Raw genomic sequence first — 20,294 nt, forward strand, 5'->3', positions numbered from 1 at the left:
ATCTATTTACCTCCCTGTACTTTTTCTTCTACAATATTTATTATCTCATCCGAAGAAAAACCTAATTCCTTCATTCCTATTATAAAACTATATATAATATTCTCAGCCATTTCTTCTTTTAATTTTTCTACCATAGATATATCCTCCTTTATAAAAGTACCCGTTCCTCTTTGCTTATAAGCAATATTATTCCTCTCTAATTCTTGATAAGCCCTTTGAATAGTATTGGGATTTACTTTAAGTTTTGAGGACATTTCCCTTACAGAAAGCAGTTTATCTCCTGGCTTCAATTCTTCTTTTACTATTTTTCTCTTTACGATATCTATTATCTGCATATATATTGGTATATTGGAATCAAATTCAACATCCATTTTATCACCTCCATAAGTAACTTATCTAGTGTACTGATATAATAATACACTAATTTAGTAATAGAGTCAATATATTTATTTAAATAACTAAAATAATCCCTAAATTTTTTGCATTGATACAAATATTCTAGGGATGTTTTTTAATCTACTATTTAATTTTTTAAAAGGTAAACTTCCAGCACAGTATTATATAAAGAGAATATCATCATTAACCATATATGATATAGACCCTAATTTATGTTTAGGAAATACAATTGATTTTATTCTTATCCCATCTACATCTATCACATCACCATCTTTAAGTTTTTTGTATTTCTCATTTTCCTCACTTTTACAAGAAAACATACCCTTTCCTGATTTTCTTAAAGAAGTTTCAGCAGAAAAATAGATATCAGCATTTTTGAACAATTTAATACATCCTGCATGATAAAAATTAGGATAAGTTAAAAATACATGGGATACAGATTTAGGCTCAATATTTATTTTCTTTAATTCCCGATTTACAACGGAAGGTATAAATCCTGTATCAAAACATATGGTTGTTCTGAAATCAGAATATATAAAAAAATTAGAAATGAGTGATCTTACCACATATATATTACCAGTTATCTGTTGAGTTTTACTTAATTTAAACAACATACATCTTTCCCCACTTCCATGTATATCTTTCTTTTAAATAGTAAAATATATTCTTTTTATATCATTTCCCTATTTTATCAGTTTATACACTTCTATGATCTCGCATAAATTAAGACATTAGGAAATGTCCAAAACATATAAAAAGTGTGGTAAATAAATTTACTGAAAATATTCCTTTAATAGATAGAATATAAACAGATTTCTAAGGGTCTCATGCGCTAATTAGTACATCAGCCCTTTTAACACATATACATATTTTTAAACAGTTGATAATTTATAATGAAAAATTGATAGTTATTAAAAAAGTATTGACTATTTCCGTTTACAGATGTAATATTAAATTACAAATTACACGTGTAAACAGAAATGGAAGGAGCATATATCTATGAAGCAAATATCAAGCATTTCAGATGCAGAGCTTACTATTATGAAAATAATATGGAAATATCCCAATATAACTGCAAATAAAATTATAGAACAACTATCAGATAAAACTAAGTGGAAGCCTAACACTGTAAAGACATTAATAAATAGATTATTAAAAAAGAATGTAATCGGCTTTAACAAGGAAGGAAAAGAATATTACTATTATGCTATAGTTCAGGAAAAAAGTTATATAAATGCAGAAAGCAATTCTTTTTTAAATAAAATATTTAATGGCTCTGTTATTTCTATGGTATTGAATTTTGTTGATAATAAAAAATTATCTGAAAATGAAATTAAAGAGCTAAAAGACATTTTAAATAAAAATCGTGAGTAAGGGGTGCTTATATGTCAACTTTAATGAAAGCTATTTTTATAGCATCACTTAACGGAAGCATATTAGTTATACTAATACTTTTAATAAAGAACCTGTTAAAAGAAAGATTAAAAGCTGAATTTCACTATATCCTATGGTTTCTTTTAATAATAAAACTTATTATGCCCTATGGACCTGAAAGCAATTTAAGCATATTTAATATATATAATTCTGTATCAGGGAAAAAATCCACTGTATCCAGTAAGTATTATTTAAAAACAAGTGATACATTTAAAAATAAATCTGAAGATACCACTAGCTCTGATAATTTAAGCAAGAATAAAAATATAGAGCGTTTAAATAAAAAAATAAATTATAAAAGCATACTGTTCTATATATGGATACTAGGAATGGTGTTTTTTATAGCTAATACATTATATGAAATTAAAAAAATTCAATTTATAAAGAAAAATGCAATAAGTAATAAAGATTCTACTTTTAATAATATACTGAACAACTGCCTAAATATAATGAACATAAGTAAAAGTGTATCTTTAATGTATCCATATAAATCAATCAGCCCCTGCTTATGTGGATTAATTAAATCTACAATATTTATCCCACAAAATATTATACAAAATATTTCAGAAGATGAATTTAAACATATTATAATACATGAACTCTGTCACTTAAAGAGAAAAGATTTACTTATTAACTGGATTATAATAATCTTAAATATTGTTTACTGGTTCAATCCAATAATACGATATGGTTTTTATAAAATGAAACAAGATTGTGAAATATCCTGTGATGCTTATGCACTTAGATATTTAGGCATAGATGGAAACATAAATTATGGAAACACAATTATAAAAATATTGCAATTAGAGAATAACCCCCCTTCGTTAATTACTTCAGCTCCCATGGCTGTAAATAATTCCGAAATCAAAAGGAGAATTACTATGATATCAAAACATAAAAAAAGTTCTTTAAAAAACATAATATGTGGAATTTTAGTTATCACTGCTCTTACCACAATAGGTTTAACAAGTGGTATTTCTAAGGCAAAACCAAATAGTGATAACTTAAATTCTAAACCCTACTATGAAAGTATTCTAAATTACTTAATAAGTTGTATGCAAGGTCATAGTTCTAATGATAATAATAGTTTTATGAACACTAATTCAATAAGTTTTAATGGTATAAATGAATTTGAATTTAAGGAATTCAATTTTCAAGGCTATCAAAGATATTGGAGTGATAACTTTACAAATAATATATTTGCCGCTAAGTTTGCCTTATTTAATGGGATAGAATCATATAAAATAACCTCCCATAAAACTAGCTATAGTATCAAAATAAATACAGATATAAAAAGTGGAAATGTATCTATAAAGATTTACAATGATAAAAAAGTATTATTTCAAAAGATAAACCCAACAAACAAAACCATAACAATTTCAAAAGAAGATGCTAAAAATATTAATCTTGACTGCATAGGAGTAAAAGCTAAAGGTAATATTAGGCTTGAACTAAACTAACAACATCAATAAATGATATTACGTTAGTTAGAAAAGCTGCTGTATAATAAAATTTATTCACTATACAACAGCTCTTTTAATAATTCACATGAACTAGCCAAAACTTTATATTTTTATCACTCCATCCAAGATCCCAGGGTACTCTACTTCTATCTGTGTTATGACAGCTTACAAGAGAATATCCTTTAGAATCCGCTCCAGTTACTACTGAAATATGAGTTATATCTCCTTTCTTTTCATAGGCTACAAAATCTCCAGGCAAAAGCTTATAAGAAGCTTTATATACTTTTTCATAACTTCCATGGGCTACTACAGAAGCTCTTCCACTGTATATCATATAATTCTTAAATCCATCTGCATTTAACCAGGACCTAGTGGCTCCAGAACCATCATAGCTCCAACCAGAATTTTTTCTAAACTTACCACCTTCATGAAGTATTTGAGATGCAAAATTTGCACAATCTCCTCCCTGGGAATTATAATTTCTATACTTTCTATTATAGCTATATCCATACTCTTTTTCCGACGCTATTCCACAGTACTTATCTGCATATTCCACTGCTCCTTTTCTTCTGTCTCCCATATTTGAAAAATCTCTTTTATTCTGAGACTGTATATATTGATTTACATTGTCAACTTTAAGGTTATTCAAATTCAGGGAGTCTGCAAAAGGATCTTTATACCATTCTTTAGTAATTATCCATCCTTCACTCCGCTTTGCAATATTAAGTATATGAGAAGTACCAATCCTAAATTTATTGATAAAGTTAGGATCATTTTCATATATATAACTATATTCTGTGGAACATATTAAATTTACAGAGTATTTATTATCTTTGCCTCTAATTCTTTTAATCACTATATCAGGTGAAATTTGAGTAAACCTCACGCTCTGTTTTTCCTCCCAATTTTTAAGATATTTCATCTTTTTTTCTTCATGTTCATAGGCCCAAGTCCCATACTTGGTATTTTTATCATAATTACCTTCTATTAATTTTAAATCTCCATTCAATATAGCTTTATTTCTATTTTTAAATATATTTTGTATAGAATTTACAGCTTCTTCTTTTGAAGCAGCTTCTTCGCCTCTAGCTCTATAAAATGGGAATATTAAAAATATAAATAAAGTGATTATTGCAACTTGGTAAAGCTTTTTTTTTAAAGAACTTTTCATAGCCATACTCCTCGTATAATTAATTTGGCAACTACGTAGAATTTATTATATTGTTTGCATAGTTATTATTCCCAATTAAAATAATAATCACTCTGTTAATTTCGTCCAAGACTTCATACTTATAACTATTTTAACTTTTCATCTATCTTTTGGATATATCCATTTACCAATTTGTCATTGTAAGGTGCCTGTGAATACCAAAATTTATTATTACTATTTTTTTGTCTAAAATATTTTGATTTTAAAATTATTTCTGGCCTGTATTCAAAATGCAGAATGTCAAAATGACTCCACTTTCCGCCCCATACAAAACCATTTTTTTCAAATGCATCTACAATTTCTTTTGGGTATTCCTGTATTCTCTTATCTCCTTCTTCTTTAGCCACCCATTTCCAGTAATCTCTTCTATCTCTAGCAAGATCAATAGCTATTCCAAAGGAATGGGGGCTTAACAAGCTAGTTCCTGAAATACATCTGTAATTAAATGTACCACTACTTGGAAACAAGGCTTTATAAACTTTTGGATTTCTCTGAGAAATAGGCATCAATTCTTTTACAGCGTTTTCAAGAGATTTAGCGGCATTGTTATTTCCATTAAACTGAAATCTTCTATATCCTAAATTAGCCATTTTAAGGTTAGACTCTATAGTCTTTCTATCGCAGCCATAAACTTCTTTTAAAAGCGGATATGTTCTAATTCTTCCAGGATCAAAATCTTTTTCCATTACTCCATTTATGGTACCTATGGGATAGGTTTGTTCCATCATGTCCTGTAGATCCGTATCATACATTTTTTGCTGGAAACTTTTGCTGCTCTTATCATCATATAAAATTTTTTTACCGGACTTTGTAAGTACATATACCTTTCCATCATTACTTTTTTCCAAATCCGTAATATATTCTGGGTAGGCCATCATAAGACACAAAATATCCTGTTTCATTGTGGTATAATAATCATCTGTCAATGCCTTTACAGGGCTTACACATACACAAATCAATAATAGTGCTGTTATAATTATTTTTTTCATAATATAAACTCCTTGTCAATAAGTAAGTGATTCACACCAAGTCAAAGATTTGGGTTCTAATCTAGGTAACTCCTTCTTCTTATCAGTCGAATGAATAAGTGATTCACACCAAATCGAAGATTTGGGTTCTAATCTAGGTAACTCCTTCTCCTTATCAGTCGAATGAATAAGTGATTCACACCAAATCGAAGATTTGGGTTCTCTACTTATATTATGTTGTTCATGGATTTACATTATGCATTCATATAGAAGCTATAAAAAATAGGCTGACAAACTTCTAATGGTAAGAAGTTTGATAGCATGATTTTACTGCGTTGACAGAACTGAACTGTCACTGTACTATACTTATTATAGAGTTTATAATCGAAAGTTATATTTATGCACATAAATATATTTTAAGGAGGATATTTTATGCAATACAGAAAATTTTGTAAAGATGATTTTAAAGTATCTACTTTAGGTTTTGGATGCATGCGACTTCCAATAATAAATAACGATTCTTCAAAAATCAATGAAAAAGAAGCACTAAAAATCATAAGGCATGCAATTGATAATGGTGTAAATTATCTAGATACAGCATATCCTTACCACAGCGGAAATAGTGAAATTTTAGTAGGTAAAGTACTTAAAGATGGTTACAGAAAAAAAGTCAGAATTGCAACTAAAATGCCTGTATGGCTAGTAGAAAAATATGAAGATTTTGATAAATATTTGAATGAACAATTAAAAAGGCTTGACGTAGACTATATTGATTATTACCTGCTTCATGCCATGACCAAAGACAGAATGGATAAAGTGGAAAACCTAGGTGTCTTTAAGTTTTTAAATAAAGCCTTAGAGGACGGTAAAATTAATCACGTAGGCTTTTCTTTCCATGATAATTTAATGGCTTTCAAACATATAATAAATTTATTTCCCTGGGAATTCTGCCAGATCCAATTTAATTATTTAGATGAGGATTACCAGGCAGGTATAGATGGACTAGAATATGCAGTCGATAAAGGTTTATCAGTAGTTGTAATGGAACCTTTAAAAGGAGGACTTTTATCCGGTAATCTTCCAGAAGATATAAACAACATATTCAATAAATCGAAAGTAAAAAAAAGTCCGGTTGACTGGGCTTTAAGCTGGGTACTAAATCATCCTGAAGTGTCAGTATTACTAAGTGGAATGAACTCTTTAGAACAAGTAAATGAAAATATATCTATAGCATCAAAAGCTCTCCCTAATTCAATTTCTGAGGAAGACATAGATTTAATAGAACAGGCAAAAGAAAAATTCAATGCCCTTATGAAAATAAAATGCACCCGCTGTGGCTACTGTTCCCCTTGCAAGGTAGATTTAGATATTCCACATATTTTTTCTATGTATAATAATTACTTTATGTATAAAAGTAAAGAATCCATATTCAATAAGTACAATAATATGCCAAAAAAATCAAAGGCATCTTCCTGCATATCCTGCGGAAAATGTGAGGATAATTGCCCTCAGCATCTTCCAATTAGGGTACTTCTAAGACAGGTTAAATCTACCTTTGAAGAGAAATAATGCTGACAAATTTCATTACCATAAAAACTTTTAGTAAGTCTAAAGCTCGGTATTTTGAAAATCTAAAGGAATTTAGATAAACTCGTACCTCAAACATATCTAAGTCCCTAAGATTTTCTAAAATACCTCGCTAAGACTTATTTAAAAAGTTTTTAAGCGCAATTTCAATTTTGTTAGCATATTTCCTCACATAAAGTTTACTTAAAATACCTATAGATAGATTTTTCAACTTAAAAATAAACTTATACGCAGAGATATTTTTACAATAATGAAGCACATTTAAATATTTTGTACATAAGTCTTAGTAAAAAATTTATAAAAAACTTAGAACTTTTGAATTGTTCGAGGTACGAGTTTTCAAAAGTTCTTAGTCTTTTTTAATTTTTTATTTAGACTTATCAAAATATTTAACGGGCTGAAGGTTGTAAAAACATCCGGAGTATAAGTTTATTTTTTGTTTAAAAACTCCATATAGGCATTTGAAAAACTCTTTAACTTCTAAGTGCTGGTTCCTGCAAATATTCACCCATAGTTCTGTATTCTATATTTTCTTCATTTTTCTCTGTCAAAATAGCATCAATATAGGCATTTGCTGTATCCAAGCATGTGAATACTATTTTATCATGAGCTAGAGCTGTATGCCTGAGTATAAAACCTTGCCTTGTAGTGTTATATCCTTGAGTAGCTGTATTTATAACTATATCTATTTTCTTATCTTTTATATATTCCACTGCAGTATCTAAATCAAGCTCACTGCATTTTACTCCATTTTCACTTAAGAACTTATAAGTTCCGCTGGATGCACTTATACTAAATCCAAGTTCTCCATATTTTTTGATTACATTTAGTGAATCCTTTTTATCTATATCATTTACAGAAACATATAGATTTCCTTCTTGCAGTATCTTAACTCCTGAAGCTTTAAATGCTTTATATATGGCTTTGTCCTTATCAAAATCCACTCCTAAGACTTCTCCTGTAGATTTCATTTCAGGGCCTAGTGCCACATCTACTCCAGATAACTTTTTATTAGAAAATATAGGCATTTTGACTGCGTAAATATTGCTGTACCTATACATATCCTGTTTATAGTGAAAATCTTTTATTTTCTTACCTAACATAACTTCTACAGCTATCTCTACCATTGGAATATTAGTAACTTTACTCAAAATAGGTACAGTTCTCGACGCCCTTGGATTTACTTCTATTACATACACCTTATCTCCGTCAAAAGCATATTGAACATTTAAAAGTCCTTTAACATTCAACTTCTTGGCAATCTTCACTGTATAATCTTCTATTTTTTTTAGTACCTTCTCTGGTAAATCTGATGCTGGATATACTGCTATACTGTCCCCAGAATGTACCCCTGTTTTCTCTATATGCTCCATTATTCCCGGAATTATTAAATCTTGTCCATCTGATATGGCATCTACTTCTATTTCCTTTCCCACTATATATTTGTCTACAAGCACAGGATGTTCCTTAGATAAATTTACGGCATCCTTTAAATACTTACACAGCTCTTCATAATTGTAGACAACCTTCATTGCTCTACCGCCTATTACATAAGATGGCCTAACAATAACAGGATAACCTATTTCAGCTACTAAGTTATCTGCTTCTTCAAGGCTTGTTACAGATCCACCTACAGGTGAATTTATGTCAAGTTCTTTAAGTAACACTCTAAACTTTTCCCTGTCTTCTGCCAAATCTATAGATTCAAAGGATGTACCAAGTAAATTTACTCCTCTGTCATTTAACTTTTTAGATAGGTTAAGTGCAGTCTGTCCTCCAAATTGTACTATAACTCCATCCACCTTTTCCTCATTTATTACATTCATAACGTCATCTATATAAAGCGGCTCAAAATACAGCTTATCTGAAATATCAAAATCAGTACTTACTGTCTCTGGATTATTATTTATTATAATAGCTTCATATCCTGCTTTTTTTATAGCCCAAACACCATTAACACAGCAGTAATCGAACTCTATTCCCTGTCCTATTCTAATAGGTCCTGAACCTATTACAAGTATTTTCTTATTATTTGAAACAACATTGTCACTTTCCAACTCATAACAGGAATAATAGTAGGAAGTTTTTGCTTCAAATTCTCCACTGCAGGTATCTACCATTTTGTAAACAGATTTTATGCCATTCACTTCTCTAAGTTTCTTTAAATCTTCTAATTTCATACCTATTAATTTGCAAATATATTCATCTGTAAATCCCATAACTTCAGCTTTTTGAATGGTTTCTACATTTGGAACGTTGTTTATAAGCTCATTTTCCATATCTACTATATTTTCTATTCCACCTATAAACCATTTATCTATTTTAGTTAATTCATGAAGCTCATCTATAGTAATTCCTTTTCTAAGAGCTTCTGCTAAAGCAAAAAGTCTCTCATCATCCTGGTTATTTATCTTTTCTATTATTTCATCTTTGCTCATATTTTCAAATTCATCTAATTTGAGCCCTATTATTTTTCCCTCTAAGCTTATGACTGCTTTTAAAAGAGCACTTTCAAAACTCCTATCTATAGCCATAACTTCCCCTGTAGCCTTCATCTGAGTTTTTAAAGTCCTGTTTGCAGTTTTAAATTTATCAAAAGGCCACTTAGGCATTTTAACTACACAATAATCTAGAGCTGGTTCAAACAGTGCACTGGAATTTCCCGTAACATAATTTTTAAGTTCATCTAAAGTGTATCCAAGAGCAATTTTAGCTGCAATTTTAGCTATAGGATATCCTGCTGCTTTTGAAGCCAATGCACTGGATCTGCTTACTCTAGGATTTACTTCTATAACCATGTACCTATTACTATTAGGATCTAATGCAAATTGAATATTGCATCCACCTTCTATTTTTAAAGTTCTTATTATCTTTATGGCAGACCTTCTAAGCATCTGGTACTCTCTATCATTAAGTGTCTGGGATGGAGCTACTACTATGCTGTCTCCTGTGTGTATTCCCACAGGGTCCAAATTTTCCATATTACAAACTACCATACAGTTGTCCTTTTTATCTCTCATTATTTCATATTCTAGTTCTTTCCACCCAGCTAAGCTTTGCTCAAGAAGTATTTGATTTATAGGACTCTCTTCCAATCCATTTTCACATATTTCCATATATTCTTCATAAGTACTTGCAATACCCCCTCCAGTTCCTCCTAAGGTATATGCAGGTCTTATTATAATTGGAAGGCTGACTTTATTTAAAAACTCTTTGCATTCTTCTAAATTTGTAGCAATTTCACTTACAGCTATAGGTTCATCTATTTCATTCATTAGATTTTTAAAGCTTTCCCTATCTTCTGCGTTCTTTATGGATTCAGTTTTTATTCCAAGAAGTTCTACATTGTATTTTTTGAATACCCCAATTTGATTAAGCTCCATAGCCAAATTCAAGGCAGTCTGTCCCCCAAATCCAGCTAAAACCCCATTTGGCTTTTCCCTTTTTATTATTGCCTCTAGTGATTCAACAGTTAAAGGTTCTATATAAGTCTTATCTGCAATATTTTTATCAGTCATTATAGTAGCAGGATTGCTATTTACCAGAACAGTTTGTATTCCTTCTTTTTTTATAGCCTCGCAGGCCTGTGTTCCCGAGTAATCAAATTCCGCAGCCTGACCTATTATTATAGGACCCGATCCTATTATCAAAACCTTTTTCAAGTTTTCTCTTAACGGCATTATATCACTTCTCCTTGTTATTTATACTAAAGTCATTAATCTCAAAAATTTATCAAATAAATAGCCTGTATCAGTAGGTCCCGGCGATCCTTCAGGGTGAAATTGTACTGAGAATATAGGCAGCGTCTTATGTTTAATTCCCTCTACCGTATGGTCATTTAAATTAAAATGAGTTACTTCAATACTGTCTTTATTTAAGCTTTCTCCTTTAACTGCATAGCCATGATTTTGAGATGTTATAAAAGCCTTATCTATATCCTTATCATATACACCATGATTCCCACCTCTATGTCCAAACTTCATCTTATAGGTATCTCCTCCAAGTGCAAGTGATAATAATTGGTGTCCAAGGCATATCCCGAATATAGGTAAATTACCTATTAGCTTTTTTATAGTATCCATTATTTCTCCTAAATCCTTAGGATCTCCAGGTCCATTACTTAAAAGTATACCTTTAGGATTTACACCCATTATACTTTCATAAGAGGCATTGTAAGGAAATATTGTTATGTCACAGTCTCTATCCTGCAAATTTTGAATAATATTCTTTTTGCTTCCAAAATCTAAAAGTGCAACTTTAGGTTCATTTCCTGAAATATGCTTTATGGAGTTTGTACTTACCTGAGATACTAAATTTTTATTTTCATAAGAATTTAGCATTTTTTTTATTTCACTTATAGATTCATTTTCGCTGCATATTACACATTTCATAGTTCCACTTGATCTTATCTTTTTGGTTATACTTCGTGTATCTATACCGCTTATACCTACGATCTTATTTTCCTTTAAAAAATTTTCAAAACTATTTTCACTCAAATAGTGTGATGTATTATTATACATATTTTTTATTACCATACCTTTAGCCTGTATCTCACCAGATTGGCTAAAATTATAGTTAATCCCGTAATTACCAATATAGGGATAACACATTGTTATTATCTGTCCTCTATAGGATGGATCTGTAAGTATTTCTTGATATCCTGTCATTGAGGTATTAAAAACCAGCTCTCCTGCAGTTATTGCTTTATGTCCTATGGCTTTTCCCATAAATACAGTTCCATCTTCTAAATACAATATGGAATTCATTTTATTCCTTCTTTCTAAATATTGCTTAAAGTTGCCACCATAACAGCCTTTATAGTGTGAAGTCTATTCTCTGCTTCATCAAACACTATGGAATGAGGTCCCTCAAATACTTCTTCAGTTACCTCTAGTGCTTCATACCCAAACTTTTCATATATTTCTTCCCCTACTTTAGTTTCCGTATTGTGAAAAGCTGGGAGACAGTGCATAAACTTAACATCTTCATTTTTACAAGCCTCTATAAGTTTGCTGTTTATCTGATATGGCATTAAAGTTTCTATTCTCTTTTTCCAAAGTTCTTTTTCTTCTCCCATGGACAGCCACACATCAGTATAAAGGACATCTGCCCCTTCTACAGCTTTATACAAATCATCAGTAATTGTAATAGTACCTCCACTTTCCTCAGCTGCCTTTTCACATTCTTTAACTAATTCATCCTCTGGAAAAAGCTCTTTAGGAGCTGCTATTTTAAAGTTCATTCCAACTTTTGAAGCACCTATCATAAGGGCATTTGCCATGTTATTTCTTCCATCTCCAATGTAAACAAAATTTACATTTTTTAAAGGTTTATCAATGTGCTCTTCTACAGTTAGAAAGTCAGCCAAAACCTGGGTTGGATGATCTTCATCTGAAAGTCCATTCCACACAGGCACTTTTGAATATTCTGCCAGTACCTCCATATCTCTTTGAGAAAATCCCCGGTATTCTATGCCGTGAAACATTCTACCCATTACTCTAGCCGTATCTTTTACAGATTCTTTTTTACCCATATGACTTCCTTGGGCACCTATATAAACTACATTTGCACCTTGGTCATAAGCACTGACCTCAAAGGAACATCTCGTTCTCAGGGAATCTTTTTCAAATATAAGGGCAATATTTTTCCCTTGCAATCTCTTTTTTTCCGTTCCACTATATTTTTCTTCCTTTAATTTTTTTGCAAGATCAATAAAATATTTTATCTCTTCCTTTGTAAAATCCTTCAATGTTAAAAAACTTTTACCCTTTAAATCTATCATTTTTCTTCCCCCTTAAAATCATTTTTATAAATATAGAAAACAAATATTTCCTTAAACTTTACTTTAAACATTAAAAATATCTTTACATTAATTCATTGATGTATTTTATAATTATACATTTATATTAATAATAATTCAATATGAATTTTAAAAATTTTTTATTTTGCATTGATTCCAAATACCTTAAAATACAAAGTTAAAAAAAATCTTCAATAGAAAATAACTATTGAAGATTTTTAATCTAAAGTAATTTATACATTTTGTATACATACAATTTTTTATTTTTAATGCACTAATGAAGTTCTACTACCTTATTTACCAAAGTTCCTATTTTTTCAATATTATACTATGCCCTTCCGCTGCAGCACATCCAGTTATTTTCCTCACATATATGTATAGATACACCTTCATAACCTGTATCTACAAAGAGCTGCTTTAACTGTTCTGGGGTGTGCATAGTCATTTTATCCATATATTCATCATTTTTTTCTTTAAACTTATCACTTATGTACATCTCATTTATTACTATAAAAGTTCCATTTGACTTTAAAACTCGTCTAACTTCTTTAAAGCTTTTTAATAAATCGGGCCAAAAATATATAGTTTCAACTGCAGTTACCACATTAAATTTGTCATCTTCAAAAGGCAGTTTTTCTACATTTGCATTATATACTTCCACTCTTTTTTCATCTATAAGCTCTTTATTAAATTCTTTGGACCAGTTAACACAATCCATAGAATAATCTACACCTATGACCTTTCCCTTTTTTGCTATGTTAGCTAATCTATTTATAGTTCTTCCACCTCCACAGCCAATATCCAAAATAATATCTTCTTGTTTAATGGAAATTTTATTGAGTCCCCAGGTGGTAACTTCAAAATGATCTTCATTCATAGAACTAGCTATAAATTTACCTACTTCCCCTGTTGGTTTTCTACATTGGTTTAATCTTCTAGAAAGTTCACTCATAATATATTTGCTGCTTGAAACTTAATTTTCAAACAGCATTTCGCCTCCCTACTATGCATTTTTATCTAATAGAATATAATCTTTTAATATAACCGCCTTTATCTTATCATAACTTATATCTTCAGAAAGTTTCTCTTTTATAGGTTTTAATTTTGATATTCCTACCTTTTTCGTAACTTTTAAAATTTGATTTTCTTCTTCATCTGTAAATATTCCACCAAAATTTATATTTAAATCTAGAACACCCTTTTCTTCTGCATACTTTGTTATATGTGAAAGTACCGTAGATACAGTAATTTGCCTGTCTTTTGCTATTTGTTCAAGATTTTTATGCTCTTTAATCATCTCCGCCGTTATTTCATGAGTTTTTAGTTTTAAATTTTTGCCTTCTTTCGCATTTTTGTCATTTTTGTCGTTTTTTAATTCATTTTTAAAAATCCACTGTGGTTTAATTTTACTTTCATCCAGGTATTTTTTTATAGCTTCTAAAAATCTTTCACCATATTTTTTTAATTTCAATTGACCTACACCAGATACATCCAGCATCTGCTCAAAATTTATAGGACACCTACTGCTAAGTTCCTTTAGCGTAGTATCCGGGAATATCAAATAAGGAGGTATGGATTCCTCACCTGCTATCTCCCTCCTTAAAGCTCTCAAAATTTCAAATAAATCATTATTCAAAATAATCTTTTTAGCCTTAACAATTTCCTTTAAGGTTACTTTTTCTTCTCCCTTTAGAACCTTTATGGATCTAGGATTCAACACCACTGTAGGATATTCTCCTTCTTTTAATGAAATGTACCCATGAGCTATAAGTGTATTTATGAAATTTGATAGTTCTTCCTTTGAATAATTTTTCATTATGCCATGGGTAGACAACTTATCAAATCCATACTGAATCACTTTTCTCTGTGAGGAACCTCTAAGTACATCTACTATCATATTTACTCCAAATTCTCTTTTCATTCTATATATGCAAGAAAGTACTTTTTGGCAATCTATAGTTTTATCTACATATTCTCCTTCACTTACACAATTACTGCAGTTTCCACATTCTTCATAGTCCACCTGTTCTCCAAAATAATTTAATATATATTTTCGTAAACATCCATTATAATGTACAAAATCTATCATTTGTTGAAGTTTTTTATATTCATTTAATCTTCTTTCAGGAGATTGAATACTTGTTTCAATAAGATACTTTTGAGTAATAACATCTTGAGGAGCAAACATTAAAATGCAGTCGCTTTTCTCTCCATCACGACCTGCCCTACCTATTTCTTGATAATAGCTTTCTATATTCTTAGGCATATTGTAATGAATAACATATCTTACATTTGACTTATCAATGCCCATTCCAAAGGCATTTGTCGCAACTATTACATTTACTCTGTCATATACGAAATCCTCTTGATTATTCTTTCTTTCTTTATCAGAAAGACCTGCATGATATCTAGTAACAGCTATATTATTTTCCTTAAGTCTTTCATATATGCTATCCACTTCTTTTCTAGTAGCTGCATATACTATGCCAGATTGTTCTTCATTAGTTTTTATGTATTTTAGCATATACCCTAACCTATTTCCAATTTTCAAACATCCAATTTTCAAATTTTCTCTATCAAAACCAGATATGAAAACCTCAGGTTCATTTAGCTTTATTTGATTTACGATATCTTCTCTAACCTCTCTTGTAGCCGTAGCTGTAAAAGCTGTAACTACGGGTCTTTTAGAAAAGCTTTCTATAAACTTCCATATATATGTATAGCTAGTTCTAAAATCGTGTCCCCATTGGGAAACACAATGTGCTTCATCTACTGCTATTTGAGATACATCTATGCTTTTTATAATCTGACAGAATTCAGAAGATTCTAACCTTTCCGGTGCTACATACAGCATTTTTATATTTCCTGCAGTTAAGCTTTCACATATATGCAAAATATCCTGATGTGAAATAGAACTGTTTATATAAGCTGCCCCTATACCTAAATCCTTTATGTTATCTACTTGATCTTTCATAAGTGAAATAAGCGGAGATATTATAACTGTTACCCCCTCAAACAACACTGCTGGTATCTGATAACATATGGATTTACCCCCTCCAGTGGGCATTACAGCTAGAGTATCCTTCCCCTTTAGTATACTTTCAATTACCTTTCCTTGATCCTTCCTAAAGTCACTATACCCATAATATTTATGTAGAATTTCCAAAGCACTACTAAGCAATGATTTCACCCCTGTAACATAATCTATTTTTATTATAGCATAGAGATATTATAATATCCTGATTTGCACTTTTAAAAAATAAGCATCCTTTCTCACTACAACTGCACTATACTTATAATTAGTAACTATATGTTCTATAGAATCATAGTATTTTTTATCTATAGAGTATACAGTCTGTTGATTTTTATCTATCAGACTGTAGGCACCCTGTTCCTTCTTTATATACAAATTATCCCACTCTTCAATTTCTACTGCACTTTTTGGGATATCAAATAGTATACCCCTTGATTTCAATATTTGCAAAAGATAGGAATAAACTTCATCATAGGATTTTTCCTTTGCAGCAAGTTTCTCTTTAATGGCTGAAAGTTTATCCATTTTTTCCTTTTCCTTCTTTGATTGAATCTCTAACTTTTCTTTTTTTGTTTCTAAATTTCCGGCTCTATTTTGTTTGTTTTCAGTATAGTTTTTTATAAATTTATGCAGCATATTCTCATTTTCATTCACATATATTCCTCTTTTCACACTTGTTAATATATATATATAGCTATTGCACTATAAATCATAATTTTATAAAATTATATAGAGGTGTCTAAAATGGGTAAAGTATATACCTTAATATTAAGGTATCTAAAAAAAATTAAAAAGTCAATTATTTTTAGTATACAAAATTTGAATTTGTTTTTTGATAAGAAAAAAACTATTGATACTGCATATAAACCTATATTAGATGAAAAATTGAATGAAGTAAAAGGTTTGAAAGACAAATTAAATGTCATACAAAATAAAAATGCCTCTTTCGAAAAACAAATTAAACATTTAAGAAGCTCTGTGATAAAAAAAGAAAAACTTATAAAAAATCTCCAGGACATTATATCACAAAGGCAAAATTAATACTTGTATTTTATTATATCAAAATAAAGGAGAGACGCACTTCCCTCCTTTATTTTAACAACCTTGATATACCTCACTATAAAAATTTATCCATTAACGAATAAATTTTGTTTAAAAGATCTTCTACAGAATGACGTCTACTTCTTCCACATACCTTGGCATTTTCACCGCATAAAAGACATTTTCTCTCACTTACACCTAAATCTGTCCTGCTAATCTGCTCTCCAGCTTTAGTGAATACATCAAAATCAAATATTCTTCCAAGCTCATGGTTTTCTTCAATAGATACAGTAACTTTTTTTACACTAATTGCATCTGCATCTACACTTAAAAATGCCTCAGCACCGGCGGCAGAACTATTTAACATTTTGTGAAGTATATCTATATTATTCTTTTTTAACTCTTCTTCCAGCAAGCAAATCCCCTTTTTATGAAGCTTAGCAAAGGATTCATTATTTTTTTCTGCTCCTGGTATATTTAATGTAAATGAAATTAAAGTACCTTTAAATATATTCAATAATTCTTTTTGAATTTGTGCCCTTTTTTCTTTAGCTTCAAGTATTTCATCAAGGATATTGCCTGCATTTTTCATAATTATTACCTCACTATTTTACTTCTTTTATGACATCGATAATAGTACCGTCTCTGTATTCAACTACACCAACAATCTTGTCACCATATTCAATAGCCTTAGGCTTTCCTGTAATTTCTTCTGCCTTTTCTCTTAACTCTTCTATAGTGCATACTGGCAGCTTTGCTTTCTTAAACTTTTCAAGTAAATCACTTCTAAGAGGATTTACTGCTATTCCCCTGTCTGTAACTATTACGTCTACTGTTTCTCCTGGAGTTATTACAGTATTCACTTTCTTCACAACAGTAGGTATTCTACCTCTAATAAGTGGACAAACTATCATAGCAAGTTTTGCTCCTGCCGCAGTATCACAGTGTCCTCCTGATGCTCCCCTAATTACTCCATCTGAACCTGTAATTACATTGACGTTAAAGTCTGTATCTACTTCCAGTGCACTTAATATAACTATATCCAATTTATTAGAAATGCATCCATTATTATGTGGGTTAGCATATAGGGATGAACTTATTTCATAGTGATCTGGATTTTCTCCTATGGATTTTGCTGCTATTAAGTCAAAGCTCTGTACATCACAGATTTTTGAGATAAGACCCTCTTTTTGCATTTCTACAAACTGACCTGTAATTCCACCTAATGCAAAGCTAGCTTTAATATCTTTTTCAATCATCTTTTCCCTTAAAAATCTTGCTACTGCAAGGGATGCTCCACCGGAACCACTTTGGATTGAAAATCCTGGCACAAAATATCCTGAAGCTTCAATTGCTTCTGCTGCATACTGTACAATCAAAAGTTCTCTTGGGTTCTTTGTATATCTTGTTGCCCCGGATGCTATTCCCTTAGGATCACCAATGGCATCTACCTTAACTACATAGTCTACATTATTTTGTTCTATACTTGCAGGTACATTGGGATATGGTACCAGATTGTCTGTAATAAGTACTACTTTGTCTGCATACTCTGCATCTATTTTAGCATATCCTAGTGAACCACAAAAGGATTTTCCTGTATATCCATTGGCATTTCCATAGTCGTCACAGCTGGGTGCACCTAAAAATGCTACATCTATTTTTAAATCCCCAGCTTCTATAGCTCTTGCTCTTCCACCGTGGGAACGTATTATAATAGGTGTATCTAAAATTCCATTTGATATAGCTTCTGCAAGTGGTCCTCTAACCCCACTAGTTATGATTTTAGTAACAACACCATTTTTTATGTGTTCAATTACTGGTTCATGGACACTGCTTAAAGAACTTGGTGCTAAAGTTAAGTTCTTTATTCCCATTTCAGCTATGACGTCCAGCACCATGTTTAATATGTAATCTCCTGCTCTAAAGTGGTGGTGAAATGATATTGTCATGCCGTCTTTTAATCCTGTCTTTATTACAGCTTCTTTTATGCTCTCAAGCAATTTACTCTCTCCAGGTTTTATACTGGATATTTTTCTTGCAAATTTTTTCTTTGTTGGTTTAAAATCAAATGGTCCGCCATAAGGTACCAGCTTTCCAATTCCTTCTATATAATCTGGTATTTCTCTTCCTATTTTATTCTTAGTCAATGTCTTCTCCTCCTTCACTTATGCATATACCTGAAGCTTCTGCTAACATCAAAGCTCTCTGTGCACGTTCTATAATAGGCTTATCTACCATTTTTCCGTTTAGTGAAACTACCCCAGATCCTTTTTCTGCAGCATCTTTTGCAGCTCTTATAACACGAACGGATTTATCTATTTCTTTTTGTGAAGGTGTATATATCTTATGGACAGGGGCAATTTGCCTTGGATTTATTACGGACTTTCCGTCAAATCCCAACTGCTTTATAAGCTTTACTTCATTTATGAATCCTTCTTCATTGTTTACATCAGAAAATACTGTGTCAAAGGCATATATTCCTGCTGCTCTGGCAGCTAATAATACATGGCTTCTTCCTGCAAGAAGTTCTATTCCATCTAAAGAACGGGTTGTCTTTAAATTTGTAACATAGTCTTCTGCTCCTATTGCTATTCCCATAAGTCTCTTGCTTGCTGTAGCTATTTCATATGCATTCATAACTCCTATAGCACTTTCAACAGCTGCCATAATTTTTGTTTTTCCAACAGGTATTCCTGATTGTTTTTCAATTCTTTCTATTTCTTTTTCTACATCTATAACATCTTGTGCACATTCTGTCTTTGGAAGTCTTATAACATCAGGTTGTGCCCTTACTATTGCCTCTAAATCTTCCATTCCAAAAGGTGTATCAAGTCCATTTATTCTTACTACTGTTTCTGTGCCTTCATAATCTATAGATTTTAGTGCATTGTATACTAAGAATCTAGCTGTATCCTTTTCATTTAGGGATACTGAATCCTCTAAATCAAACATTAGAGAATCTGCTCCATATATATGTGCATCCTTAACCATTCCTGGATTGTTTCCCGGTACATACATCATTGTTCTTCTTAACTTGTACATTACTTTTCCACCTCCCAGTTGAATTTTGCTTCTTCTGCTGCCCTCATAACTGCAGCTTGTACCCTTGCTTTTATAACACAATCTAAAGCTCCTTTGTCATTGGCGCCTACAATGGCACTTTTTACATCTAGTTCCTCTAAAGTATCCATTATAACTTTTTTTATCTGGTCTCCAAATTGTTTTTCCACGGAACTTTTTAATTTTATAGCCACCTCATTCTCTGGATTAGGCTGTACTGATATAGTAATATCGCTGGACTCAAATGTTCCTGCTATAGCAGCTTTTTTTATTTCCATAAGTGAACCTCCTATATTAAATC

General features: G+C 30.9%; 18 protein-coding genes. 4 read left to right on the forward strand and 14 right to left on the reverse strand.

Annotated features, from left to right (window positions below; translation table 11 throughout):
* Positions 1-2: 2 nt before the first annotated feature.
* Both WY13_RS15380 and WY13_RS15385 read right to left on the reverse strand, forming a co-directional pair.
* Positions 3-371 (reverse strand): GntR family transcriptional regulator, encoded by a 369-nt coding sequence (locus WY13_RS15380; protein WP_063556488.1) that lies wholly within the window; start codon positions 369-371, stop codon positions 3-5.
* Positions 372-557: 186 nt separating this feature from the next.
* Positions 558-1,010, reverse strand: a complete 453-nt coding sequence (locus tag WY13_RS15385) for an MBL fold metallo-hydrolase (RefSeq protein WP_063556489.1) — start codon at positions 1,008-1,010, stop codon at positions 558-560.
* A 385-nt stretch (positions 1,011-1,395) separates the two neighbouring features.
* Here WY13_RS15385 and WY13_RS15390 point away from each other — a divergent pair, with 385 nt between their 5' ends.
* Entirely contained in the window at positions 1,396-1,770 is a 375-nt protein-coding gene (locus WY13_RS15390; protein WP_063556490.1) for a BlaI/MecI/CopY family transcriptional regulator, read from the forward strand.
* 11 nt (positions 1,771-1,781) lie between these two features.
* Positions 1,782-3,290 (forward strand): M56 family metallopeptidase, encoded by a 1,509-nt coding sequence (locus WY13_RS15395; RefSeq protein WP_063556491.1) that lies wholly within the window; start codon positions 1,782-1,784, stop codon positions 3,288-3,290.
* Positions 3,291-3,366: 76 nt separating this feature from the next.
* On the opposite strand, the gene WY13_RS15400 is transcribed toward WY13_RS15395, so the two are convergent.
* Complete coding sequence (locus WY13_RS15400) at positions 3,367-4,464, reverse strand: amidase domain-containing protein (protein ID WP_063556492.1); 1,098 nt, start codon at positions 4,462-4,464, stop codon at positions 3,367-3,369.
* Between the two features lie 125 nt (positions 4,465-4,589).
* Positions 4,590-5,492, reverse strand: a complete 903-nt coding sequence (locus WY13_RS15405) for a M15 family metallopeptidase (protein WP_063556493.1) — start codon at positions 5,490-5,492, stop codon at positions 4,590-4,592.
* 411 nt (positions 5,493-5,903) lie between these two features.
* On the opposite strand from WY13_RS15405, the gene WY13_RS15410 reads away from it, so the two are divergent.
* Positions 5,904-7,040, forward strand: a complete 1,137-nt coding sequence (locus WY13_RS15410; protein WP_063556494.1) for an aldo/keto reductase — start codon at positions 5,904-5,906, stop codon at positions 7,038-7,040.
* Positions 7,041-7,531: 491 nt separating this feature from the next.
* Here the strand turns inward: WY13_RS15410 and carB are convergent, their stop codons facing one another.
* The 6 genes from carB to WY13_RS15440 all read right to left on the reverse strand — a co-directional run bounded on the left by carB (position 7,532) and on the right by WY13_RS15440 (position 16,546).
* Positions 7,532-10,738: a carbamoyl-phosphate synthase (glutamine-hydrolyzing) large subunit gene (carB, locus tag WY13_RS15415; RefSeq protein WP_063556495.1), complete on the reverse strand. Its 3,207-nt coding sequence runs from the start codon at positions 10,736-10,738 to the stop codon at positions 7,532-7,534.
* A 21-nt stretch (positions 10,739-10,759) separates the two neighbouring features.
* Positions 10,760-11,824: a glutamine-hydrolyzing carbamoyl-phosphate synthase small subunit gene (gene carA / locus WY13_RS15420; RefSeq protein WP_063556496.1), complete on the reverse strand. Its 1,065-nt coding sequence runs from the start codon at positions 11,822-11,824 to the stop codon at positions 10,760-10,762.
* Positions 11,825-11,838: 14 nt separating this feature from the next.
* Positions 11,839-12,840: an ornithine carbamoyltransferase gene (gene argF, locus WY13_RS15425; protein WP_063556497.1), complete on the reverse strand. Its 1,002-nt coding sequence runs from the start codon at positions 12,838-12,840 to the stop codon at positions 11,839-11,841.
* 346 nt (positions 12,841-13,186) lie between these two features.
* On the reverse strand, positions 13,187-13,810 hold the full coding sequence (locus tag WY13_RS15430; RefSeq protein WP_063556498.1) for a class I SAM-dependent methyltransferase: 624 nt from the start codon (positions 13,808-13,810) through the stop codon (positions 13,187-13,189).
* A 51-nt stretch (positions 13,811-13,861) separates the two neighbouring features.
* Positions 13,862-16,039, reverse strand: a complete 2,178-nt coding sequence (gene recQ, locus WY13_RS15435; protein ID WP_063556499.1) for a DNA helicase RecQ — start codon at positions 16,037-16,039, stop codon at positions 13,862-13,864.
* A gap of 48 nt (positions 16,040-16,087) precedes the next feature.
* Positions 16,088-16,546 (reverse strand): hypothetical protein, encoded by a 459-nt coding sequence (locus tag WY13_RS15440; protein ID WP_063556500.1) that lies wholly within the window; start codon positions 16,544-16,546, stop codon positions 16,088-16,090.
* Positions 16,547-16,636: 90 nt separating this feature from the next.
* Here WY13_RS15440 and WY13_RS15445 point away from each other — a divergent pair, with 90 nt between their 5' ends.
* Complete coding sequence (locus WY13_RS15445; protein WP_063556501.1) at positions 16,637-16,933, forward strand: hypothetical protein; 297 nt, start codon at positions 16,637-16,639, stop codon at positions 16,931-16,933.
* Between the two features lie 76 nt (positions 16,934-17,009).
* On the opposite strand, the gene citX is transcribed toward WY13_RS15445, so the two are convergent.
* Genes citX through citD form a run of 4 tightly spaced genes read right to left on the reverse strand, consistent with a single transcriptional unit; the run spans position 17,010 to position 20,271 of the window.
* The gene (gene citX, locus WY13_RS15450; RefSeq protein WP_063556502.1) at positions 17,010-17,525 is read right to left on the reverse strand and encodes a citrate lyase holo-[acyl-carrier protein] synthase; all 516 of its coding nucleotides are present in this window, start codon (positions 17,523-17,525) and stop codon (positions 17,010-17,012) included.
* A 13-nt stretch (positions 17,526-17,538) separates the two neighbouring features.
* Positions 17,539-19,080 carry a citrate lyase subunit alpha gene (gene citF / locus WY13_RS15455; protein WP_063556503.1) on the reverse strand — a complete coding sequence of 514 codons (1,542 nt, stop codon included), beginning with the start codon at positions 19,078-19,080 and terminating at the stop codon, positions 17,539-17,541.
* Entirely contained in the window at positions 19,073-19,975 is a 903-nt protein-coding gene (gene citE / locus WY13_RS15460) for a citrate (pro-3S)-lyase subunit beta (RefSeq protein ID WP_063556504.1), read from the reverse strand. Before citE ends, citF begins: the two co-directional genes overlap by 8 nt.
* The gene (gene citD, locus WY13_RS15465) at positions 19,975-20,271 is read right to left on the reverse strand and encodes a citrate lyase acyl carrier protein (RefSeq protein ID WP_063556516.1); all 297 of its coding nucleotides are present in this window, start codon (positions 20,269-20,271) and stop codon (positions 19,975-19,977) included. Before citD ends, citE begins: the two co-directional genes overlap by 1 nt.
* Positions 20,272-20,294: the final 23 nt, after the last annotated feature.

The organism is Clostridium ljungdahlii (genome assembly GCF_001636845.1).
In the GTDB taxonomy this organism is placed as follows: Bacteria; Bacillota; Clostridia; order Clostridiales; family Clostridiaceae; genus Clostridium_B; species Clostridium_B ljungdahlii_A.

Excerpts from the sequence above, each read along its gene's own strand:
- WY13_RS15405 (WP_063556493.1), bottom strand. The coding sequence starts at position 5,492 with ATGAAAAAAATAATTATAACAGCACTATTATTGATTTGTGTATGTGTA.
- WY13_RS15400 (WP_063556492.1), bottom strand. The coding sequence starts at position 4,464 with ATGAAAAGTTCTTTAAAAAAAAAGCTTTACCAAGTTGCAATAATCACT.
- WY13_RS15395 (WP_063556491.1), top strand. The coding sequence starts at position 1,782 with ATGTCAACTTTAATGAAAGCTATTTTTATAGCATCACTTAACGGAAGC.
- WY13_RS15385 (WP_063556489.1), bottom strand. The coding sequence starts at position 1,010 with ATGTTGTTTAAATTAAGTAAAACTCAACAGATAACTGGTAATATATAT.
- WY13_RS15430 (WP_063556498.1), bottom strand. The coding sequence starts at position 13,810 with ATGAGTGAACTTTCTAGAAGATTAAACCAATGTAGAAAACCAACAGGG.
- WY13_RS15445 (WP_063556501.1), top strand. The coding sequence starts at position 16,637 with ATGGGTAAAGTATATACCTTAATATTAAGGTATCTAAAAAAAATTAAA.
- WY13_RS15410 (WP_063556494.1), top strand. The coding sequence starts at position 5,904 with ATGCAATACAGAAAATTTTGTAAAGATGATTTTAAAGTATCTACTTTA.
- argF (WP_063556497.1), bottom strand. The coding sequence starts at position 12,840 with ATGATAGATTTAAAGGGTAAAAGTTTTTTAACATTGAAGGATTTTACA.
- citE (WP_063556504.1), bottom strand. The coding sequence starts at position 19,975 with ATGTACAAGTTAAGAAGAACAATGATGTATGTACCGGGAAACAATCCA.
- carB (WP_063556495.1), bottom strand. The coding sequence starts at position 10,738 with ATGCCGTTAAGAGAAAACTTGAAAAAGGTTTTGATAATAGGATCGGGT.
- citD (WP_063556516.1), bottom strand. The coding sequence starts at position 20,271 with ATGGAAATAAAAAAAGCTGCTATAGCAGGAACATTTGAGTCCAGCGAT.
- WY13_RS15390 (WP_063556490.1), top strand. The coding sequence starts at position 1,396 with ATGAAGCAAATATCAAGCATTTCAGATGCAGAGCTTACTATTATGAAA.
- WY13_RS15380 (WP_063556488.1), bottom strand. The coding sequence starts at position 371 with ATGGATGTTGAATTTGATTCCAATATACCAATATATATGCAGATAATA.
- carA (WP_063556496.1), bottom strand. The coding sequence starts at position 11,824 with ATGAATTCCATATTGTATTTAGAAGATGGAACTGTATTTATGGGAAAA.
- citX (WP_063556502.1), bottom strand. The coding sequence starts at position 17,525 with ATGAAAAATGCAGGCAATATCCTTGATGAAATACTTGAAGCTAAAGAA.